At 75.4% G+C, this 19,434-nt stretch carries 15 protein-coding genes and 1 pseudogene; 12 read left to right on the top strand and 4 right to left on the bottom strand.

Annotated features, from left to right (window positions below):
- The first annotated feature begins 268 nt into the window (after window positions 1-268).
- The 9 genes from ABZW10_RS30450 (at window position 269) to ABZW10_RS30410 (ending at window position 11,616) form a co-directional block, all read left to right on the top strand.
- Window positions 269-1,684, top strand: a complete 1,416-nt coding sequence (locus ABZW10_RS30450; RefSeq protein ID WP_355372198.1) for a histidine kinase — start codon at window positions 269-271, stop codon at window positions 1,682-1,684.
- The gene (locus tag ABZW10_RS30445) at window positions 1,636-2,301 is read left to right on the top strand and encodes a response regulator transcription factor (protein WP_355372195.1); all 666 of its coding nucleotides are present in this window, start codon (window positions 1,636-1,638) and stop codon (window positions 2,299-2,301) included. Before ABZW10_RS30450 ends, ABZW10_RS30445 begins: the two co-directional genes overlap by 49 nt.
- Window positions 2,302-2,480: 179 nt before the next feature.
- Entirely contained in the window at window positions 2,481-4,097 is a 1,617-nt protein-coding gene (locus ABZW10_RS30440; RefSeq protein WP_355372193.1) for a DUF2637 domain-containing protein, read from the top strand.
- Between the two features lie 140 nt (window positions 4,098-4,237).
- Window positions 4,238-5,530: an aldolase/citrate lyase family protein gene (locus ABZW10_RS30435; RefSeq protein WP_355372191.1), complete on the top strand. Its 1,293-nt coding sequence runs from the start codon at window positions 4,238-4,240 to the stop codon at window positions 5,528-5,530.
- Between the two features lie 184 nt (window positions 5,531-5,714).
- Window positions 5,715-6,371 carry a YigZ family protein gene (locus ABZW10_RS30430; protein ID WP_355372188.1) on the top strand — a complete coding sequence of 219 codons (657 nt, stop codon included), beginning with the start codon at window positions 5,715-5,717 and terminating at the stop codon, window positions 6,369-6,371.
- Between the two features lie 179 nt (window positions 6,372-6,550).
- Window positions 6,551-6,865 carry a cupin domain-containing protein gene (locus ABZW10_RS30425; RefSeq protein ID WP_355372205.1) on the top strand — a complete coding sequence of 105 codons (315 nt, stop codon included), beginning with the start codon at window positions 6,551-6,553 and terminating at the stop codon, window positions 6,863-6,865.
- 219 nt (window positions 6,866-7,084) lie between these two features.
- Window positions 7,085-8,851 (top strand): hypothetical protein, encoded by a 1,767-nt coding sequence (locus ABZW10_RS30420; RefSeq protein WP_355372185.1) that lies wholly within the window; start codon window positions 7,085-7,087, stop codon window positions 8,849-8,851.
- A gap of 125 nt (window positions 8,852-8,976) precedes the next feature.
- Window positions 8,977-10,617 (top strand): restriction endonuclease, encoded by a 1,641-nt coding sequence (locus ABZW10_RS30415; protein ID WP_355372183.1) that lies wholly within the window; start codon window positions 8,977-8,979, stop codon window positions 10,615-10,617.
- Window positions 10,618-10,815: 198 nt separating this feature from the next.
- Entirely contained in the window at window positions 10,816-11,616 is an 801-nt protein-coding gene (locus ABZW10_RS30410) for a ZIP family metal transporter (protein ID WP_355372180.1), read from the top strand.
- 62 nt (window positions 11,617-11,678) lie between these two features.
- On the opposite strand, the gene ABZW10_RS30405 is transcribed toward ABZW10_RS30410, so the two are convergent.
- Window positions 11,679-12,584, bottom strand: a complete 906-nt coding sequence (locus tag ABZW10_RS30405) for a LysR family transcriptional regulator (RefSeq protein ID WP_355372177.1) — start codon at window positions 12,582-12,584, stop codon at window positions 11,679-11,681.
- Window positions 12,585-12,693: 109 nt separating this feature from the next.
- Here ABZW10_RS30405 and ABZW10_RS30400 point away from each other — a divergent pair, with 109 nt between their 5' ends.
- Window positions 12,694-13,647 carry an EamA family transporter gene (locus ABZW10_RS30400; RefSeq protein WP_355372202.1) on the top strand — a complete coding sequence of 318 codons (954 nt, stop codon included), beginning with the start codon at window positions 12,694-12,696 and terminating at the stop codon, window positions 13,645-13,647.
- A gap of 76 nt (window positions 13,648-13,723) precedes the next feature.
- Here ABZW10_RS30400 and ABZW10_RS30395 read toward each other — a convergent pair.
- A pseudogene (locus tag ABZW10_RS30395) lies at window positions 13,724-13,993 on the bottom strand (MarR family transcriptional regulator); the annotation flags it as partial.
- A gap of 258 nt (window positions 13,994-14,251) precedes the next feature.
- Here ABZW10_RS30395 and ABZW10_RS30390 point away from each other — a divergent pair.
- On the top strand, window positions 14,252-14,590 hold the full coding sequence (locus ABZW10_RS30390; protein WP_355372174.1) for a DUF2218 domain-containing protein: 339 nt from the start codon (window positions 14,252-14,254) through the stop codon (window positions 14,588-14,590).
- On the opposite strand, the gene ABZW10_RS30385 is transcribed toward ABZW10_RS30390, so the two are convergent.
- On the bottom strand, window positions 14,587-15,234 hold the full coding sequence (locus ABZW10_RS30385; RefSeq protein ID WP_355372172.1) for a phosphatase PAP2 family protein: 648 nt from the start codon (window positions 15,232-15,234) through the stop codon (window positions 14,587-14,589). The genes ABZW10_RS30390 and ABZW10_RS30385 overlap by 4 nt on opposite strands.
- 451 nt (window positions 15,235-15,685) lie before the next feature.
- A complete protein-coding gene (gabT, locus tag ABZW10_RS30380) occupies window positions 15,686-17,026 on the bottom strand; it encodes a 4-aminobutyrate--2-oxoglutarate transaminase (RefSeq protein ID WP_355372169.1) in 1,341 nt (446 codons plus the stop codon).
- 240 nt (window positions 17,027-17,266) lie between these two features.
- On the opposite strand from gabT, the gene ABZW10_RS30375 reads away from it, so the two are divergent.
- Window positions 17,267-19,342 (top strand): ATP-binding protein, encoded by a 2,076-nt coding sequence (locus tag ABZW10_RS30375; RefSeq protein ID WP_355372166.1) that lies wholly within the window; start codon window positions 17,267-17,269, stop codon window positions 19,340-19,342.
- Window positions 19,343-19,434 lie beyond the last annotated feature (92 nt).

The following is a 19,434-nucleotide window of genomic DNA, read 5'->3' as shown; positions in this document are numbered from 1 at the left end:
ACTGCAGGGGGGACCCTGTGGGAGAGTAGGACGCCGCCGAACAATTCTTCTGAGAAGCCCCTGCCGGGGATACCGGCAGGGGCTTTTCGCATTTCTGCGGCTCCGAATCCGCAGCGGGCGCCGGGGCCGGGGGTGGACCTAACACCACCCTGAAGTCGGGTGGGACGGCCAGTGCGTCCGTCCGGGTGCGGGGGAAAACTGGGTCAGGACGATCGGAGCCGGTCTGCGGCATCGGCATCATCAGCGGCATCGGCAAGCGGGAGTGCTCGTGGCAGCAACGGAGAGTCGGATCAGCGGGGGCGCCGGCGTGCGCGTGCGGACCGAGGCGGCGCTCACGGCGGGCGGGCTCGGGCTGACCCGGCTGGCGCTGCTGGTGCTGGTCATGGTCCCGACCGTAGCGGTGCCGGCCTTCTGCACGGTGTTCGCCGGTGCCACCGTCGCGTGGATGCTCGACGCGTACTATCCGGCGGCGTTGTTCGCGCTGGTCGCCGCCGCGGTCGCGGGGCTGGCGTCGGCCGGAGCTTTCGTACGTTCCTCGGCGCGACGGACCCGGGCGCAGCTCGCTGGCTGGTACGGGATACGGCTGCCGGTCTCGTACAGCCCGCGGCCGGCCCTGGAGACGGACGCGCGCGGGCACTGGTGGACGGGCTACTCCTACCACCGCTCCCACAACGTCGCCCGGCTCGCGCAGCTGCTGCACTGGGCGGTGCGGGACCGGGCGACCCGGTCCGAGATGCTCTGGCTGGTGGTCAGCCCGCCGCTGGTGCTCGCACTCGGGGTGGTGGTGGCGGGCCTGCTGGCCGGTGGGGTGGTGAGCCTGATCGTGGGGGCGGTGAGCTACAAGTCCTACGGTCCGTCCTCCACGAGCGTGGTGACGCTGGTGGGCTCGATCCTGCTGGGCTTCGCGCTGATCGCCCTGGGCTTGCTGCTCGCGCCGAACGCGGTGCGCTTGTACGCGGAGGCGGGCCGGCGGGTGCTGGACCAGGACGGCCGGGCCACGCACGCCCAGCTGACCCGGCGGGTGGCCGAACTGACGGAGACCCGCGCCGATGCGGTCGGCGACCAGGCGGCGGAGCTGCGGCGGATCGAACGGGACCTGCACGACGGCGCGCAGGCGCGGCTGGTCGCGATCGGGATGACGCTGGGCACGATCGAGCACCTCATGGAGACGGATCCGGCGGCGGCGCGGGAGCTGCTCTCCGAGGCCCGGCAGTCCTCGGCGCGGGCGCTCCAGGAGCTGCGTGATCTGGTTCGCGGCATCCATCCCCCGGTCCTGGCCGAGCGCGGGCTGGGTGACGCGGTGCGGGCGCTGGCGCTGGACAGCGCGCTGCCGACCGAGGTGTGCGTGAGCCTGCCGGACCGGCCGCCGGCGCCGGTGGAGGCGACGGCCTACTTCAGCATCTGCGAGCTGTTGGCGAACGCGGCCAAGCACTCGGGCGCCGAGCAGGTCTGGGTGGACATCCTCTACCGGGCCGGCCGGCTGCGGGTCACGGTGACGGACGACGGGGTCGGGGTGGCGGATCCCACCCGGGGGACCGGGCTGCGCGGGATCGAACGCCGATTGGGTACCTTCGACGGTGTCCTCGCCATCGACAGCACGTCGGGCGGTCCGACCACCATCACCTTGGAGCTGCCGTGCGAGTTGTCCTCGCCGAGGACCTCTACCTCCTTCGAGAAGGTCTGATCCGCCTGCTGGAAGCGCACGGCTTCACGATCGCCGCCGCGGTCGAGACCGGTCCTGAACTGCTGGACGCCCTGCTGACGCACCGTCCCGACGTCGCGGTGGTCGACGTCCGGCTGCCGCCGACGCTGACCGACGAGGGTCTGCAGGCGGCCCTCAAGGCACGCCGGGAGATTCCCGGGCTGCCGGTGCTGGTGCTGTCGCAGCACGTCCAGCAGCTCTACGCGCGGGAGTTGCTGGCCGACGGCACGGGCGGGATCGGTTACCTGCTGAAGGACCGGGTGTTCGCCGCCGACCAGTTCATCGACGCCGTCCGCCGGGTGGCGGCCGGCGGAACCGCGATGGACCCGGACGTCATCGCCAAGCTGATGCAGAGCACGGCCCGCCGTCCGGGCCCGTTGCAGCGGTTGTCGCCCCGCGAGCGGGAGGTGCTGGAGCTGATGGCGGAGGGCTGCTCGAACTCGGCGATCGCCGCCCGGCTGACGGTGAGCGACGGCGCGGTGGCCAAGCACATCGCCAACATCTTCACCAAGCTCGAACTGGCCCCGGCGGAGGACGCCAACCGCCGGGTGATGGCGGTGCTCGCCTACCTCAACGGAACGGCGGGACGGGTGGTCTGACCGGCCACCCGTTCCGGCGGGAGTGACGGTCCGGGCTGCGAGAACGCTGAGACAGGTGTACGAGTAAACTCCGGTGGGCCGAGCCCGGAGGTGCCTCAGCCGTCCGGCTCCCCGACACGGGGGACCGGCAGCCGGGGCAGCGTACGGCCGCAGCCGACATCCAGGGGTTGATAGACGTAATGGCACGCCCATCGCTCACCAAGGCCCACCGGGGCCTGCTCGGCCTGGTCGCGGCCGGGGCCTGTGTCATCTCGGGTATCGGCTTCGCCGGCTCGTACAGCGCGGTCAAGGAACTGGCCGAGGAGAAGGGCTTCGGAGCCTTCTCCTACGCCTTCCCGATCGGTGTGGACGCGGGCATCGTGGTGCTGCTCGCGCTGGACCTGGTGCTGACCTGGCTGCGCATACCCTTCCCGCTGCTGCGGCAGACCGCCTGGCTGCTGACCGTCGCGACGATCGCCTTCAACGCCGCGGCCTCCTGGGGCGACCTGCTCGGGATGGGCATGCACGCCGTCATCCCGCTGCTGTTCGTCGTGGTGGTCGAGGCCTCGCGGCACGCGGTCGGGCGGATCGCGGCGATCACGGCGGACCGGCACATGGAGTCGGTCCGGATGATGCGCTGGGTGCTGTCCCCGGTGCCGACCTTCCGGCTGTGGCGGCGGATGAAGCTGTGGGAGCTGCGCTCGTACGACGAGGTCGTGCGGCTGGAGCAGAACCGGCTGGTCTACCGGGCGCAGCTGCGGTTCCGGTACGGGCGGGGCTGGCGGCGCTCGGCGCCGATCCAGGCGCTGCTGCCGCTCAAGCTGGCCAAGTACGGGGTGCCGCTGGACCCGGCGGTGTTCGAGCGGATGGACGAGGAGACGCAGGCGGCGCGCGAGGCGAAGGAGGCCCGGGAGATCGCGGCCGCGGCCCGTGCGGAGGCGTCGGCCGCCCGGGAGGCCGGGGTCCCGGCGGAGAGCCGTGCGGCAGCCCTGGTGCCGGCCGGGCAGGCGGAGCCGGCCGCGGCGCCGGCCCAGCCGCAGGGCGGCGGCCGGGCGCGGGTTCCGGTTGCGGCTCCGACCGCTCCGCCGCAGCAGGCGCAGCCCGGTCTGCCGCAGCAGGCCGGTCCGCAGGCAGGGCCCCAGCCGCAGCAGCCGCCGCAGGCCCAGGCCGAGCCGGCGCCCGCCGAGGTGCTCGCCAGGCTGGCCGCCGTGCGGCTGCGTGACGCGCAGGAGCCGGCGGGCGAGGAGCAGCAGCTCCCGCCGCAGCCGCAGGAGGATCTGAACGTGTGGACCGAGCGCGCCGTGCGGACCACCGGTCACCCGAGCGACGGGGCGCCGGGCGGCCGGGTGCCCGGTCAGGTCTCGCCGTGGTTCAAGGCGCCGCGGCCGACCGGGCCCGGCGAGCAGCCGGAGGACCCGCGGCAGCAGGGCGCGGCCGACCACGGTGCTCCTGCCGAGCCGTACGCCGACTACGCGGACGAGCCGGGCTTCCCGCCGGAGGCCGGGTTCGCGGAAGGGGAGTACGGCGAGCCCGAGGCTGTCCAGGAGGCGCCGGAGGCCGTGGAGCGCCTGCAGCGGCCGCTCGGTCCCGGGCCGCGTCCGGGCTCGTCCCGGTTGGACACCGAGCAGGTGTTCGATGCGCTGGTGAGCTACCTGGAGACCTTCGGGCACGAGCCGGATCCGCAGCGGCTGGCCGCCTGGCTGACCGAGAACTACGAGGTGACCGGCAGCCGTGCAGACGGTTCGGTCCACCCGAAGGACATCGAGGCGCTCCTTCCCGAGCTGCGCGGCCGGTACGCCGCTTCCGGACGGGACTGAGCCGTCCCGCAGTTCGCTGGTCCGCTGTTCGCCCCGGGCCGTTGACGCCCGGGTGCGGCCCGCCTACCGTCGCATCGACAATCCGTTGAGGCGTTGGCCGGGCACGGGCCCCGCGCGTCTGCCCGCGTGAGGAGTGACGGATGCCGCGGGTCGGGACGGGCGGGACCGGGGAGACGGGCGCGGCGGGGTTCTCCGCCGCCGCCCGGGCCGCCGTGGACGCGCTGCTGGCACCGGTCGATGCCGAGCTCGCGCGTCGCTACCCGGGCGATCCGGGCGGCCGCCAGCCGGTCCACACCGTCTACGTACCGGCCGACGCCTTCGCCGCCGACACCGTGCGCAGCTGGGGCCGGCAGGCGCTGGAGGCCTTGGACACCCATGCCGGGACCCCGGCCGAGCTGGCCCGTGCGCTCGGCGTGCCGGACGACGCGCTGCTCGCCGAGGTGCACCGCAGGGTGCGGGCCAAGCTGGAACGCGAGCCGGTCGAGGACCTGCGGATCGACTTCGAGGACGGCTACGGCCCGAGGCCCGACGCCGAGGAGGACGCGGCCGCCGTCCGCGCCGCCGGACTGGTCGCCGCCGCGGTCGCCGACGGCGTCGCCCCGCCGTACGTCGGCATCCGGATCAAATGCCTGGAGGCGGCCGTCCGGGAGCGGGGCATCCGCACCCTGGAGCGCTTTCTCACCACCCTGTCGGCCCACGGCGGACTGCCCGCGGGACTGGTGCTGACCCTGCCCAAGGTGACCTACGCCGAGCAGGTCACCGCCCTGGTCGGGCTGCTGGCGGACTTCGAGCGCGCCGCCGGGCTGCCGGCCGGCCGGCTCCGCTTCGAGATCCAGATCGAGACCACCCAGGCGGTGCTGGGGCCGGACGGGCGGGCCACCGTGGCCCGGATGATCGGGGCGGCCGAGGGGCGGGTCATCGGCCTGCACTACGGCACCTTCGACTACAGCGCCGCGTGCGGGGTCGCCGCCGCCCACCAGAGCCTGGACCACCCGGTCGCCGACCACGCCAAGGCGGTGATGCAGGTGGCTGCCGCCGGGACCGGGGTCCGGCTGTCCGACGGCTCCACCAACGTGGTCCCGGCCGGGACCACCGCCCAGGTGCACGCCGCCTGGAAGCTCCACCACGACCTCGTCCGCCGCTCGCTCGCCCGTGCCTACTACCAGGGCTGGGACCTGCACCCGGCGCACCTGCCGGCCCGGTACGCCGCGGTTTACTCCTTCTACCGGGAGGGTCTCGGCCCGGCCGCCGCCCGGCTGTCGGCGTACCTGGCGGGGGCCGGCGGGGACGTCATGGACGAGCCGGCGACGGTCCGGGCGCTCGGCGGGTACCTGCTGCGCGGGCTGGACAGCGGGGCGGTGGACCTCGCCGAGGTCGGCGACGCGACCGGCCTGGACCGCGCGGGGCTGGAGGCGCTCGCGGGCCGCCGCTGAGCGACCGGCACCGAGGCGGGTGCCGAGACCGTCGCCGGGGCCGCCGCCGGACCCGCCGGACGGGACCCGGGCGGCCAGGCGGCGGTCGGGGGTTAGGCTGGCGGAGCGGTCCCCGGGCGAACTGTCGTCCGGCGCGGGCCGCACCGCCCGCCCCCTCGTCGCCGTCCGGGAGAACCGCCGCGCCATGCCCGCCACACCGGAGCCGACCCCCAGGCCGTATCTGACCATCCGGAGCGCGGGCACGCACGAGCTGGAGATCAAGAAGTCCCGGTTCATCTGCCACCTCGCCCGGGTCGCCGACGAGGAGGAGGCCCAGGCGTTCATCGCCGGCATCCGCAAGCAGTACTGGGACGCCCGGCACAACTGCACCGCCTTCGTGGTCGGCGACGACCAGCGCCGCGAGCGCTCCAGCGACGACGGCGAGCCCGGCGGGACGGCGGGCGTGCCGATGCTGGAGGTGCTGCGCCGGCGCGGCATCACCGACACGGTGGCGGTGGTGACCCGGTACTTCGGCGGGATCAAGCTCGGCGCGGGCGGCCTGGTGCGCGCGTACGGGAGCGCGGTGTCGGAGGCGCTGGACGAGGTCGGGCTGCTGGAGCGGCGGCCGGTCGCGCTGCTCGCCGTGACGGCGGACCACACCCGGGCCGGGCGGGTGGAGAACGATCTGCGGGCGGCCGGGTTCACCGTGAGCGACCTGGCGTACGGGGCGGCCGGGGTGCGGATCGAGGTCGGGGTGCCGGAGCCGGAGGTCGCCGCGTTCCACACCTGGCTGGCCGAGGCGACCGGCGGGACGGCGGTCGCGGTGGCGGCGGGCCGTACGTACGTCGAGGTGCCGGTCTGATCCGGACGGTCTGAGCCGGACCCCGAACGGGGGCCGAGCGGGGTGGTCCGAACGGTCGGTGCCGGACCGGTGCGCGGTTCCGGACAGCTTTTCGGCCGCTTTCCGGCCGCCCGGCCCCGGGGGTATGACGCCCTGCCTAGCCTGGTCGGATTCCGCCGACCAGGGAGCCGAAGACCGTGATGCCCGTCGTCCGGACGATCACCCTGGACCCGGGGGACAGCACCGGCTGGCACTACCACCCGGGCCGGGTCGACGTCGTGGTGCTCGCCGGAACGCTCACCCGGACCCTGCACGACGGCCGGGTGGAGGTCAGCCGCGCCGGGGACTGTCTGGTCGAGCACGCCGGGCCGGTGCACATCCACGTCGGCCACAACCGCGGGACCGTGCCGGTGGTCCTGGTCGCCCACTACGAGGCACCGGCGGGCCGTCCGCTCGCGGTGCCCGTGCCGGTGCCCGCGTGGAGCCGCAGCGGCGCCGGGCACAGCGCCGACTGACGCGGTCACAGGTCTCGCCGGAACCGGCCGCCGGTCCAGCAGATCCTCGTCGGCCGCGCTGGGCGGCTTGAGCAGATTCACCCGAATGTAGTGACGTGGCCCGGAGTTGGAACTTCCGCTCCGGGCCATGGCGTTTCCTGGGCACAGGTCCGGCGAACCGGACCAAAGACCCATCGATGGAGGACACGGGACCCCACCACCGAACCCGGAGGTATGTGCATGACCTGGGAACGCTCCTCGTCGTCGCCCGTCCACGCCGGCCCGTCCGGCCTCGGCAACCCCGCGACGCCCTATCGGATGACCGTCACCACCGCCCTCCCGCACGCCGATGCCCTCGCCCTGGCCGACCAGTGCCTCGCCACCTGGCTGAAGCAGGAATGGTGCGAGGAACCCCCGCCCCCCGAACAACCCGCCCCCACCCCCCGCACGGGCGCGTCCCCCGTCGAACGGTTCCGGCTCGGCGAGCGCGTCCTGCTGGACCGTGACGGCGGCCCGCTCGACGGCCCGTGGTCCGGCGGCCGTTACGACCGCCGCCGGGTGCGCACCCCCGCGCCGCACGGCGCCGACCGGCTCACCGTCACCGTGGCCACCGGGCCCGTCGGCCCGACGTGGCTCCGGCTGGAGGCCGCGGCGCACACCGCCTCCGGCGGTGTGCGTGCACCGGGCCGGGTGCCGGTGCCCGAGGTGGTCCGCACCCTGCTGCCCCTGCTGGACGCCGCCGACGGCCCGGCCGCGGTGCCGGCCGCGCCCCGGGTGCTCACCGCCGCCGGGGTCGACCGGCTCGTCGACGAGCTGTGCGACCCCGACCGCCGGATGCCCACCGTGGTGGCCAGCGTCCCGGCCGGCCTCGGCACCGGGCCGTGGCTCGCGGAGGTGGTCGCTCCGCTCTGCGACCAGCTGCCGGGCCTCGCCGGCCTCTACGTGCTCGACGCGGACGCCCGGACCAGGTTCAACGTCGCACTGGAGTACCACGCCGTCTACGGCGGCGCGGTGCGCACCTACCTGCCCGAGGTCGACCCGGCCTCGCGGCGGGACGGCCGCCGGCACCCGGTGCTGGCGCGCAACCGGATCGAGGAGGACCCGCGGCGCGCGGCCGCCCTGCTCTCCCGCGAGCCGCGCCGGCTCGCCGCCGAACGGCCGCTGCCGCCGGTGCTGGCGTCCGTGCCGGTCCTGCGGGTGCCCCGGCCCGCCGCGGAACCGGACCGCACACCACCCGGACCCGGGGCCCCGGTACCCGCCCACGGGCGGGAGGAGCGCGAGCGGATCGGCCACCCCGGTCGGTACGAGGGCCGCCGGGAGCGCCACCACGAGCGGCCGAAGCCCAAGGTCCTGCCGGGCGGAGCGGCCACCGGGCGGGCGGCCGGGCCCGGCCAGGGGTGCGTGTCGGTCGGCCGGCTCTGCGCCACGACGGGCGGTGCGGGTGCCCCCACCGTGCCGACCGGGCCCGCCCGCCGGTCCGGCCGGCGACGCGCCGGACCGCCCGGCGTCCGCGGCGGCGTCCCGCTCAGCTTCACCGAACTGATGGCCCGGCTCGGCGAGTTCCCGCTGCTCACCTTCACCGGCGACCAGAAGGCCGCGCTCGCCCTCGACGAACTGGGCTGCGCCGGCGGCGGCTGGGCCCGGCTCACCTGGGACGGCCTCACCGCGCTCCAGGAGTACGCCGAGGCGGCCGTGCGCGGCCAGGCGGGCGGCGACTTCAAGCAGTGGTGCGAGCGGACCCCGGCCGGCTGCCACCGCTTCCCGCCCCGCAAGGCGGTGCGCGGCGAGTCCCGGACGGTGCACAGCCACGCCAAGTGGAAACGTGAGCGGATGCTCCCGGTCCCGGAGTGCGTGGACGCGTCCAGGCGCGCGTTCATGGGCGCGCACCTGCGGATCGGCGGCGGCCGTACCGCGCCCCGGTTGCACTACCTCGACGACTGTTCGGGCAGTGGCCGGATCTATGTCGGCTACATCGGACTGCACCTGACCAACACCCGGACCAACTGAGAGGCTTGGCTGACCGGTGCGCCCGTTCGGTGGACAATGTCCGGGAGGGGGCGGGCCTCGGGGTGGCCGACGGGCTGCCGACCGCCCCGGGCAGGCGCCGGACGAGCATGGGGGAACGACCACCGATGCAGTACTCAGCAGACGGCCAGTCCGACGGTGCTGTCACGGCCCCCCAGCCGGGCTTCCTGGCCTCGGTCTTCCGTGACCTCGGGGTGGAGCCGGAGGACGACGGCCCGTCGGGCCGTCCCCCCGGCGCCCCGGCCGGCCCGTCGCCCGACGGGCCGCCGGGCGTGGGCGGCGACGAGGCCGTCGCCGCCCACGCCCGGGCCGCCGCGCTCACCCACCACCGCACGCTCACCGTCCAGGCCGAGCAGGAGCGGCTGACCGACCTGCTCCGGCGGGCCGCGCTGCCCGTTTCGGCCATGGACTTCGAGAGCCAGCTGCGCCGCTACGAGCCGCGCCCCTACGCGGCCGACGGTCCGGCCGCGGAGGCCGGTGAGGACCCGGAGCCGCGCTGGGAGGACTTCGCGCCCGCCGAGCCGCCCGCCGCCGACCCCGACGAGGCTCCGTCCCGCCGACTGCTCGACTCCGGCTACCAGCGCGGGCTGGCGCAGGCCCGGCTCGACCACCAGCGCGCCCTGCGCGAGTGGCGCACCCGGCAGACCGAGGCCGGAGACCCGGTCGTCGACGAGTACCGGCGCGCCCACGACGAGGCCGAACAGGCCCGGGCGCGGGCGGTGCGCGAGTACAACGAGTCCCTGGAGGAGTGCCGCCGCGCCTACCGAGAGGCCGAGCCGGCCGCCGTCGAGTCGCTGCTGGAGCGCGCCCTCGCCGCCGCCGAGACCCACACCCAGGACCTGCCGGCGCCCTGCCGCGCCGTCTACCGGCCGCTGACCCGCACCGCCGTGCTCGACCTGGACCTGCCGGCCCTCGACGTGGTGCCCTCGCTGACCGGCTACCGGCTCGGCCCGGACGGCGAGGCACTCCCGGTGCCGCGCCCGCCGGCCGACCGGGCCGCCGACTACCTGCGGCTGGTCGCCCGGCTCGCCCTGCGCGCCCTGCAGGCCGCCGACGCCGTCGACACCGACGAGATCCTCGCCGGGGTCGTCCTCAACGGCTGGCTGCGCGAGCCCGGCGCGGCCGAGCCGCTCTGCCTGCTGAGCGTGGACGCGGACCGCGACGCGCTGGCCCGCACCAGGCTGCTGCCGCCCGCCGACCCCGAGGAGGAGCCCGACGGCGAGGGCGTCTACGCCGACGCCGAGCAGGACGAGGCCCTGGTCCGGCTGCGCCAGCTCGGCGCCGCCGTCAGCCCCGACCCGTACGGGTGGGTGGGCGTGGAGCCGGCCGCGCAGGCGGCGGCCACCGTCCCCGCCGCGCCCGACCTGTCGGCGAACGAGTTCGCCCAGCTGGTCCGGGAACTGCTCACCCGGGGCGGGCTCGGCCAGTGGAGCGTGCGGCTGCGCGGCCCGGCCGGGCTGGTCGCCACCGGCGAGGGACCGACCGGCAGCGCGCTGCCCGGCCGCTGGGTGGTCTGGGCCTCGCGGACCGCCGGGCCGGTGGGGGAGGAGGAGATCCGCACGCTGGCGGACGCGGTCCGCGAGGAGTCGGCCGAGCGCGGCCTGCGGCTGACCACCGGCCACTTCACCGACGGGGCGCTCGACCTTACCGGCGAGGACGGGCACCGCCACATCCACCTGGTGGACGGGGACGGCGTGCGCGAGCTGGCGCGCACCCACCTCGGCCTGCCGCTCGCCGCCGGGCGCTGAGCCGGCCGCCGGTCGCCGGTCGGCGCGGGTCGGTCGGCGTGCGGCCGGCTCACCCCGACGGACCGTCCGGCGGGCGCCGCCGCGCGGGCTGCACGACGCTGGGGGACACGGCCGTCCGGCCACGGTCGGCGGCAGGCCCGGGGACGGCGGAACACGGGGGAGACGAGTGGACGGACGGCCCGTCAGGGCGGAGGCGCGGTGACCGCGGTCCTGGTCGCCGCGGGGGCCTTCCTGATGACGCTGATCGGCGGCTGGGTCGCGCAGCGCACCGGCGACCGCCGCCACCTGGTGCTCGGCTTCGCCGCCGGGCTGATGCTCGGAGTGGTCGCCTTCGACCTCCTCCCGGAGGCGCTGCACCAGGCACCCGAGGAGGTCCACGGGGTGCCGCAGGCGCTGCTGATGTTCGCGGCCGGCTTCCTGGCCATCCACATCGTCGAGCGGGCGGTGGCCATCCACCGGGGCCACGAGGGGGAGTACGCCGAGCACACTCACGGCCAGCGGCCCGCGCAGGTCGACGGCCACGCCCACGCCCACGGCCGCGCCCGGGCCGGCGGCGACGGGCGCCAGGGCATCGGCCTGACCGCGGCCTTCGCCCTGGTCGGGCACAGCGTCATGGACGGCTTCGCGATCGGCGCGGCCTTCCAGGCCGGGACGACGGTCGGGACGGTGGTGGCGATCGCCGTGGTCGCGCACGACTTCGCCGACGGCTTCAACACTTACACGATCACCCGGCTCTACGGGAACAACAGGCGGCGGGCGCTGACCCTGCTCGCGGCGGACGCGCTGGCGCCGGTCACCGGTGCCGCGATCACCCTGCTGTTCACCATCCCCGAGCACCTGCTCGGCCTCTACCTGGGCTTCTTCGCCGGGTTCCTGCTCTACCTGGCGACCTCCGACATCCTGCCCGAGGCGCACAGCCCGCACCCCTCGCGGACCACACTGCTCTGCACCCTCGGCGGGGTGGGCTTCATGTGGCTGGTGATCGGCCTCGCCGGCTGACGCGGTGCCGGCCGTCCGCCGGCCAGGGCGTCAGTTGTCCAGGACGTCAGTTGTCCAGGACGTCAGTTGTCCAGGGCGTCCCACCGGGCCCGCATCGCGGCCAGCGCCTCGGTGATCGCCGGGCGTCGCGAGGCCTGGGAGCGCCAGAGCGCGAACACCCGCCGGGCCGGCTCGGGCACCACCGGGCGGGCGACCACCCCCGGCGGCAGCGCGGCCCGCCCCAGCCGCGGCACCAGCCCGACGCCCAGCCCCGCCGCGATCAGCGCGATCTGCGTCTCGAACTCGCCGACCTGGTAGTGCACGTCCGGCTCCTCGCCGGCCTCGCGCAGCGTCCGGACCAGCCAGTCGTGGCAGATGTTGCCCGACGGCACACTGGTCCACCGCTGCCCGGGCAGCCGCTCCACCGGCACCACCGCGAGCCCGGCCAGCGGGTGGCCGGCGGGCACCAGCAGGTCCACCGGGTCCGCACCGAGCTCCATCCGGGACAGGCCTTCCTGGAGCGGCAGCGGGACCGTCGGCCAGTCCTGGACGAGCGCCAGGTCGACCTCCCCGCGCGCCACCAGTTCGGCCGCCGGGTACGGGTCGCTCTCCAGCAGCCGCACGTCCAGGTCAGGGCAGCGTTCGCGCAGGTCGGTCAGCACGCCCGGCAGCAGCCCGCGCGCGGCGGTCGCGAAGGCGGCCACCAGCAGCCGCCCGACCGCCTGGCCGCGCTGCTCCTCCAGCCGTACCTCGGCCCGCTCCACCAGTCCCAGCACCGCCTGCGCGGTGGCGGCCAGTTCGCGCGCCGCGTCGGTCAGCACCACCCCGCGGCCCTGGCGCTCCAGCAGCACCGTCCTGGTCTCCCGCTCCAGCTTGGCGATCTGCTGGGAGACGGCGGAGGGCGTGAAGCCGAGGGCGGCGGCCGCCCCGCCGACCGAGCCGTGCACCGCCACCGCGTGCAGCGCCCGCAGGCGCCCCAGATCCATCATGAAGCCATGCTAAAGCGTGGCCTTCAGCATTCATCGCTGGTGCTACACGGTGGGCGGCGGCCATCCTCGTCCCATGAGCACACCCCCGCAGGCCGCCCCGGGAGGCGGCATGAGTCCGCGTCACATCGCCCTGGCCGTCCTGGTGGCCGCCGTCTGGGGGCTCAACTTCGTCCTCATCCACATCGGCCTGGAGAACTTCCCCCCGCTGCTCTTCTGCGCCCTGCGGTTCGCGGTGGTCGCGGTCCCGGCGGTCTTCCTGGTCGGCCCGCCCAAGGTCGCCTGGCGGTGGGTGCTCGCGGTCGGCGTGGTGCTCGGGGTGGTCAAGTTCGGCCTGCTCTTCCTCGGCATGCACGCCGGGATGCCGGCCGGCCTCTCCTCCCTGGTGCTCCAGGGGCAGGCCGTCTTCACCGCGCTGTTCGCCGGCGTCCTGCTGGGCGAGCGGCCCGGCGGGCAGCGGCTGCTCGGCCTGGCCGTCGCCTTCGCCGGGATCGGCCTGAGCGCCGTCGACCGCGGCCTCGACGGGCCGCTCGGCGCCTTCGCCCTGCTGGTGCTCGCCGCCGCGGCCTGGGGCCTGTCCAACGTGCTGACCCGCAAGGCCGCCCCGCCGGACGCGCTGCGCTGGATGGTCTGGGTCAGCGCCGTCCCGCCGCTGCCGCTGCTCGGCCTCTCGCTGCTGGTCGAGGGCCCGGACGCCGACCTGCGGGCGCTGCGCGGGATCGGCCTCGCCGGACTCGGCGCGATCGGCTACGTCGGGCTGGTCTCCACCCTGTTCGGCTTCGTCGCCTGGAGCTACCTGCTGCGGAGCTACGACGCCACCGCCGTCGCGCCCTACTCGCTGCTGGTGCCGGTGTTCGGGATGTCCTCGGCGTGGCTGCTGCTCGGCGAGTCCATCGGCCCGCTCGCCGCCGGCGCCGCGGTGCTGGTGGTCGTCGGCATCGGGATCACCGCGCTGCGCCCGGGGACGCTGTCCGGCGCGGCGCGGCGGTGGGCGCGCTTGTCGCCGCGTACCCGGACTCGGCGGTCCGCAGCGCCCGCAGCAGCGCCTCCTGCTCGGCGGGGCTGACCGGGCCGAAGTACTCCTGGGCCACCTCGTGCCGGACCTGGCCGATCCGCTCCACCGCCGACCGGCCGGCCGCCGTCAGCAGGATCCGCACGGCGCGGCGGTCGGCCGGATCCGGGGCCCGTTCGACCAGGCCGGCCTCCTCCAGGGCGTCGACCACCGTGGTGGCCGAGCGCGGGGCGATGTGCAGCCGGTCGGCCAGGTCGCTCAGCCGCATCGCGCGGTCGGGGAGCTCGCAGCCGGGGGCGTGCGCGAGGGCCCGCAGGGCGCGGCCCTGGCCGGGGGTGATGCCGTAGGGCTCCAGCCGCTCGCTGGTGCGGCGGCGGATCCGCTTGATCGCCCGGGTCATCGCGTCGGCCAGCTCGGCCGCGGTGTCCGGGGCGGCGGTGCTGTCCGGGGCGGCCGCCGGGTCCGCGGCGGGGGAGGAGCTCGCGCCGTCGTCGGTCGGCGTGGTGGTCATGGGCGGCTCTCCTCGGCAGGCGTTCGACCAAGGGTATCGGCCGGTCCGCGGGCGCTCGGAAAAATGTTGAGCAAGGCTCAGCATCTGCGTTAGCGTAGGTCGTGAGTGAGGGCACCCTAAGTTCCCTCCCCCGACCCTGGAGGGCCCGTGCCCCGCTCCGAAGCCCGCGTCGCCACCGACCGTTCCGCCCGCTACGCCAAGCAGCTCGCCGCCCACATGGGCCGCAAGATCCAGGCCGACTGGTCCGAGGAGACCGGCCGCGGCACCCTCGTCTTCGGCGCCGGCACCGCCACCCTGGAGGCCGCCCCCGACGCCCTGCTGCTCACGGTCGAGGGCGAGCGCGAGAACCTGCCCGGCCTGGAGGACGTCGTCGGCCGCCACCTGGTCCGCTTCGGCGCCCGCGACGAACTGGTCGTCGAGTGGCGGCGCGACAACGGTGAGCCCGGCCTCGTCCACCGCAACGACGAGGCCCCGGCCGAGGGTTAGGACCTGTCCCCCGGATCCTTGCCCGGGCGGCCGGTGAACGGCCACCGGGCGAGGGCCCACAGGACCAGACCGCCCAGGCACCAGCTGGCCACCACGTCCAGCAGCCAGTGGTAGTCGCTCCACACCAGCCCGAGTCCGACACCCGCCGCCAGCAGCGCCGCGCCGGCGCCGAGCCCCCGGCGCGCCCGGGGGCCGGCCGCCCGGGCCAGCAGCAGCGCCGCCACCCCGAACCCGAGGGTGGCGGTCGCGGTGTGGCCGGACGGGTACCAGCCCCACTGGTCCGCCGCCAGCGGCAGCCCGAACGGGCCGGGCCGCGCGAACCACGCCTTCGCCGGCACCACCAGCAGCGGGATCAGCCCGGCCGTCAGCACCGCCACCGGGACCGGCAGCCACCAGCGCGCGAAGCCCGCCCGCCACTCCCGCCAGGCCGCCACCGCCCCGCCGAGGAGCAGCACCGGCACCGCCACCGAGCCCCCGCCCAGGTCGGAGAACGCCTTGCCGAGGTGGTTGAGCAGGGTGCTGTGCAGGGTGTGCCGCACGTCCCGGACGGTGTGCCGGGTCCAGCGGTCCAGGCCCAGCAGCGGCCCGTCCACCGCGACCTGCCAGGACACCAGCACCAGGACCACCCCGAGGACCACCGGCACCGCCGGATGGGCGAGAACGCGAGGCAGCCGCCCCGGAGCAGGGGGGAGAGCTCCGGGGCGGCCCTGATGATCGCCGTTCCGTGCGCCCCGGGGGGTGTGGGTCGGACGGCCGGTCGATCGGCTTTCGGTGTGTGCCGCCCCTGGCGGGACGGCCTGGTTGTCCTCGCGGCCCACGCGCGGAGCCGTCCCGGAGGACGGTGCCGCGGACGGATCCGCCCATGGCTGGGGCTCGCTGTCCATCTGTGATGACACTACGTCAAGGTCCGTACGGGGTAGTGGAGCTTCAGCGATTCCGCACACCATCTTCACCGTCCGCGCCGGTGGCGTCACGCCGGGTTCGAACCGAACGGCCCGTGAGGACGAGGTCCCCACGGGCCGTTCAGCGCTGTCCGGACATCCCTCCGGCGGGTCTTCGGTGCGGCGCCGGTCGCTACCGCGGCCGCGGGCCGGCTCAGAGGGCGGCGAACGCGCCCTCGAGGATGTCCAGGCCCTCGTTCAGCAGGTGCTCCGGCATCACCAGCGGCGGCAGGAAGCGCAGCACGTTGCCGTAGGTGCCGGCGGTCAGCACGACCAGGCCCTCGGCGTGGCAGGCCTTGGCGATGGCCGCGGTGGCCTCGGTGTTCGGCTCCTTGCCGCCCGGCTTCACCAGCTCGACGGCGATCATCGCGCCGCGGCCGCGGACCTCACCGATGATCTCGTACTTCTCCTGCATCGCCCGCAGACGGCCCAGCATGATCTCGCCGATCCGCTGCGCCTTGCCGACGAGGTCCTGCTCCTTCATGGTCTCGATGGCGCCCAGCGCGGCGGCGCAGGCCACCGGGTTGCCACCGTAGGTGCCGCCCAGGCCGCCGGTCTGCGCGGCGTCCATGATCTCGGCGCGGCCGGTCAGCGCGGACAGCGGCAGACCGCCGGCGATGCCCTTGGCGGTGGTGATCAGGTCCGGGACGATGCCCTCGTCCTCGCACGCGAACCACTGGCCGGTGCGGCAGAAGCCGGTCTGGATCTCGTCCGCGACGAACACGATCCCGTTCGCCTTCGCGAACTCCACGATCGCCGGCAGGAAGCCCTTGGCCGGCTCGATGAAGCCGCCCTCGCCCTGGATCGGCTCGATGATGATCGCGGCGACGTTCTCGGCGCCGATCTGCTTGTTGATGGTGTCGATCGCCTGGGCGGCGGCCTCGGCGGCGCAGTTCTCCGCACCGGTCAGCCAGCGGTAGGGGTAGGCGACCGGCACCCGGTAGACCTCGGGGGCGAACGGACCGAAGCCCTGCTTGTACGGCATGTTCTTCGCCGTCAGCGCCAGGGTGAGGTTCGTACGGCCGTGGTAGCCGTGGTCGAACACCACGACGGCCTGGCGCTTGGTGTAGGCACGGGCGATCTTCACCGCGTTCTCGACGGCCTCGGAGCCCGAGTTGAACAGCGCGGTGCGCTTCTCGTGGTCGCCCGGGGTCAGCTCGTTCAGCTGCTCGGCCACGGCGACGTAGCCCTCGTACGGGGTCACCATGAAGCAGGTGTGGGTGAAGGCGGCCAGCTGCTCGGTCGTCTTCGCCACCACGGCCTCGGCGCTGTTGCCGACGTTGGTCACGGCGATGCCGGAGCCGAAGTCGATCAGCGAGTTGCCGTCCACGTCCTCCAGCACACCGCCGTTGGCACGGGACACGTACACCGGCAGGGTGGTGCCGACGCCGGCCGCCACCGCACCCAGCTTGCGGGCGTGCAGCTCCTGCGACTTCGGACCGGGGATCGCGGTGACCAGGCGGCGCTCCTGCGGGAGCGGCGTTGCGGCGCTCATGGGTTTCTCCAGACTTCTCGGCTCGGTAGTTCGCAGGCTACGGGGGCGCTCTCCGGGCGGGCATGCGCCACTCGGTAGCACTGGGCCGTCCGACTTGTCCGGGGCGGCCAGCGCGGCCGACGCCACGACCGGCTGCCTTCGCTCCACTACATTGAGCGCGGGCGTGTCGCCGGGGCGGCGGCATGGGTATGGGCGGCACCGACGGTGGTCGGGCCGTCGGGCGAGGGAGCGGGGCCGTACATGGGACTGGACGGGGCACGGAGCCACAGCGAGCGGACCACCGCCACCCCCCACAGCCCACCGCCCACCGCGATGCCCCACCCGCGCTCCCCGGCCGGCGCGGCCTTCGACCTCGCCGCCTGGGTCGCCGCCCCGCGGCCGGAGGCCGCCCCGGGCATCTTCCGCGAGGGGCACCGGCAGCTCGACCCCGACCGGGCGGAGGCGGCCAAGGTGCCTACCTGGCCCCTCCTGCTGCGCGCGGGCCTGAACGCGGTGGTGGGGTGGCTGGCGTACGTCTACGGGGTCGAGTTCGCCAAGTACGGGACGACGCTCATCGGCGTCCTGCCGACCCGTTCGGCATTCGTCGCGGTCTCGGTCGTCCTCACACTCAACGTGCTGGTCGCGGGCATCGTCATCAAGGTCTTCGGGCGGATGGGCCGGTGGGTGGAGGTGTGGCGGCGGTATGCGGTGCCGCTGCTGTCGCGGACGGTGACGGAGGAGGAGCCCGCGTCCGTGGAGGAGCGGGCGGAGGCGGTGCGGCAGCGGGATCCGTGGGCGGTGCTGCGGCAGGGCGGGGCTGCGGTCGCGGCCGGGCGGCTGGACGGCGAGGCGGTCGGGGACGTCGACTACGTGCGGATCCAGCGGGCGTGGGAGTCGGCCCAGGCGGACCGGGCCTTCCTGCCGGCCTTCGCCGAGCAGGTGTCGCTGCGCGGCGCGGCCGCGTTCGCGCACCCGTCGGAGGCGCGCGAGCTGCCGGGGCGGGCGGAGCGGCACGACCTGCTGCTGGCCCAGGTGCGGCTCGGTACCGCGCAGGACGTGCCGAAGAACCCGTTGACCCACCGGGCGGCGGGCTTCGCGCTGGACCCGGCGGTGCTGGGCACCTCGCTGCTGGCGGTGGGCCCGGCCGGGACGGGGAAGACGGCGCGGCTGGCCCGTCCGGTGGCGGAGGCGCTCTGCCTGCAGGCGCTGGCCGGGACGGCGTGCGCGGTGGTGATCGGGTCCGCGGAGGCGGATCTGGGGCCGGACGACTGGTACGACGTGGTGATCGCCCCGGGGCACGCCGGGTCCCGCTACGGGCTGGACCTGTACGGCGCGGCGCAGGACCCGGACGAGGCGGCGGCCCGGCTGGCGGAGGCGCTGCTGCCGGACGAGCTGACGGCGCGCGCCGAGACGGCGCGCACGGCGCTGCAGCAGATGGTGGGCCCGTTCCACGCCGCGTTCGGCCGCTACCCGGGGGTGCGCGAGCTGCGGGTGCTGCTCGCCGGGGAGCCGGAGGCGCTGGAGTCGCTGGTGAAGGGGTTGCGCGCGGCGGGCCGGCTGGGCTCGTACGAGCGGGACCTGGAGCACCGGGAGCGCCAGCGCGGCCGGGCGGACGATCCGGGGGCGCTGCTGGCGGACCGGCTGGCGCTGCTGGACCGGCCGGCCTTCGAGGGGGTGTTCGCGACCGACGGCACGGGCCGGCCGCCGTTCGCGATGCGGGTGCTGGACCACCCGCTGCGGGTGCGGGTGAAGCTGCCGGAGCGTAGTCACCCGGAGGCGGCGCGGATGCTGTCGCGGCTGCTGGTGGGCCAGTTCGTGCAGGCCGCGGGGGCCCGGGGGGACCGGTCGCTGTTCGCCGGGCTGGTGGTGGACGACGCCTCGGCGGCCCTGGACGCCGGGATCGTGCGCGGGCTGCAGCGGCTGCGCGGGGCGAACGCCGGGGTGGTGCTGCTGCTGCGCACGCTGGTGGACCTGCCGGAGGCGCTGCGGGCGCCGCTGTTCGGCGCGGTGGGCTGCCGGGCGGCGTTCCCGGGCATCGCGCCGTGGGACGGCCGGCTGTTCTCGGAGGCCTGGGGCACGCACCTGGTGCGGGAGACGGCGGTGACGCTGGCACCGGACACCTCGGGCGGGATCGTGCGGCGGGCCGGGCGGCTGGGCCGCAAGGCGCTGTCGGGGACGACCGCGCAGACGGAGTCGGTGACCACGCGGGAGGTGGAGCGGCTGCGGTGGTCCCCCTCGGACCTGGCGCACGCGCTGCCGGCCGGGCACGCGGTGCTGTCGCTGACGGCGGTGTCGGGGGAGCAGGTGCCGCCGCTGCTGGTGGACCTGCGGGGTTGAGGGCCTCGGGCGGAACTCGCCTTTAAAGCTCGCCTTCGAGGTGGATTCAGCAGTGCGGGTTGTCCGGGGCGTCCATAATGAGAGGTGGGATT

It is taken from the genome of Kitasatospora sp. NPDC004723, assembly GCF_040609255.1.
GTDB lineage: Bacteria > Actinomycetota > Actinomycetes > Streptomycetales > Streptomycetaceae > Kitasatospora.
Note: the sequence above shows the minus strand (reverse complement) of the source record. Positions and strands in the feature narration are given on the sequence as shown.

Bases quoted from the DNA above. Each gene is read 5' to 3' on its own strand.
- ABZW10_RS30400 (WP_355372202.1), top strand. From the start codon at position 12,694: ATGAGTCCGCGTCACATCGCCCTGGCCGTCCTGGTGGCCGCCGTCTGG.
- ABZW10_RS30435 (WP_355372191.1), top strand. From the start codon at position 4,238: ATGCCGCGGGTCGGGACGGGCGGGACCGGGGAGACGGGCGCGGCGGGG.
- ABZW10_RS30430 (WP_355372188.1), top strand. From the start codon at position 5,715: ATGCCCGCCACACCGGAGCCGACCCCCAGGCCGTATCTGACCATCCGG.
- ABZW10_RS30415 (WP_355372183.1), top strand. From the start codon at position 8,977: ATGCAGTACTCAGCAGACGGCCAGTCCGACGGTGCTGTCACGGCCCCC.
- ABZW10_RS30425 (WP_355372205.1), top strand. From the start codon at position 6,551: ATGCCCGTCGTCCGGACGATCACCCTGGACCCGGGGGACAGCACCGGC.
- ABZW10_RS30375 (WP_355372166.1), top strand. From the start codon at position 17,267: ATGGGACTGGACGGGGCACGGAGCCACAGCGAGCGGACCACCGCCACC.
- ABZW10_RS30405 (WP_355372177.1), bottom strand. From the start codon at position 12,584: ATGATGGATCTGGGGCGCCTGCGGGCGCTGCACGCGGTGGCGGTGCAC.
- ABZW10_RS30420 (WP_355372185.1), top strand. From the start codon at position 7,085: ATGACCTGGGAACGCTCCTCGTCGTCGCCCGTCCACGCCGGCCCGTCC.
- ABZW10_RS30440 (WP_355372193.1), top strand. From the start codon at position 2,481: ATGGCACGCCCATCGCTCACCAAGGCCCACCGGGGCCTGCTCGGCCTG.
- gabT (WP_355372169.1), bottom strand. From the start codon at position 17,026: ATGAGCGCCGCAACGCCGCTCCCGCAGGAGCGCCGCCTGGTCACCGCG.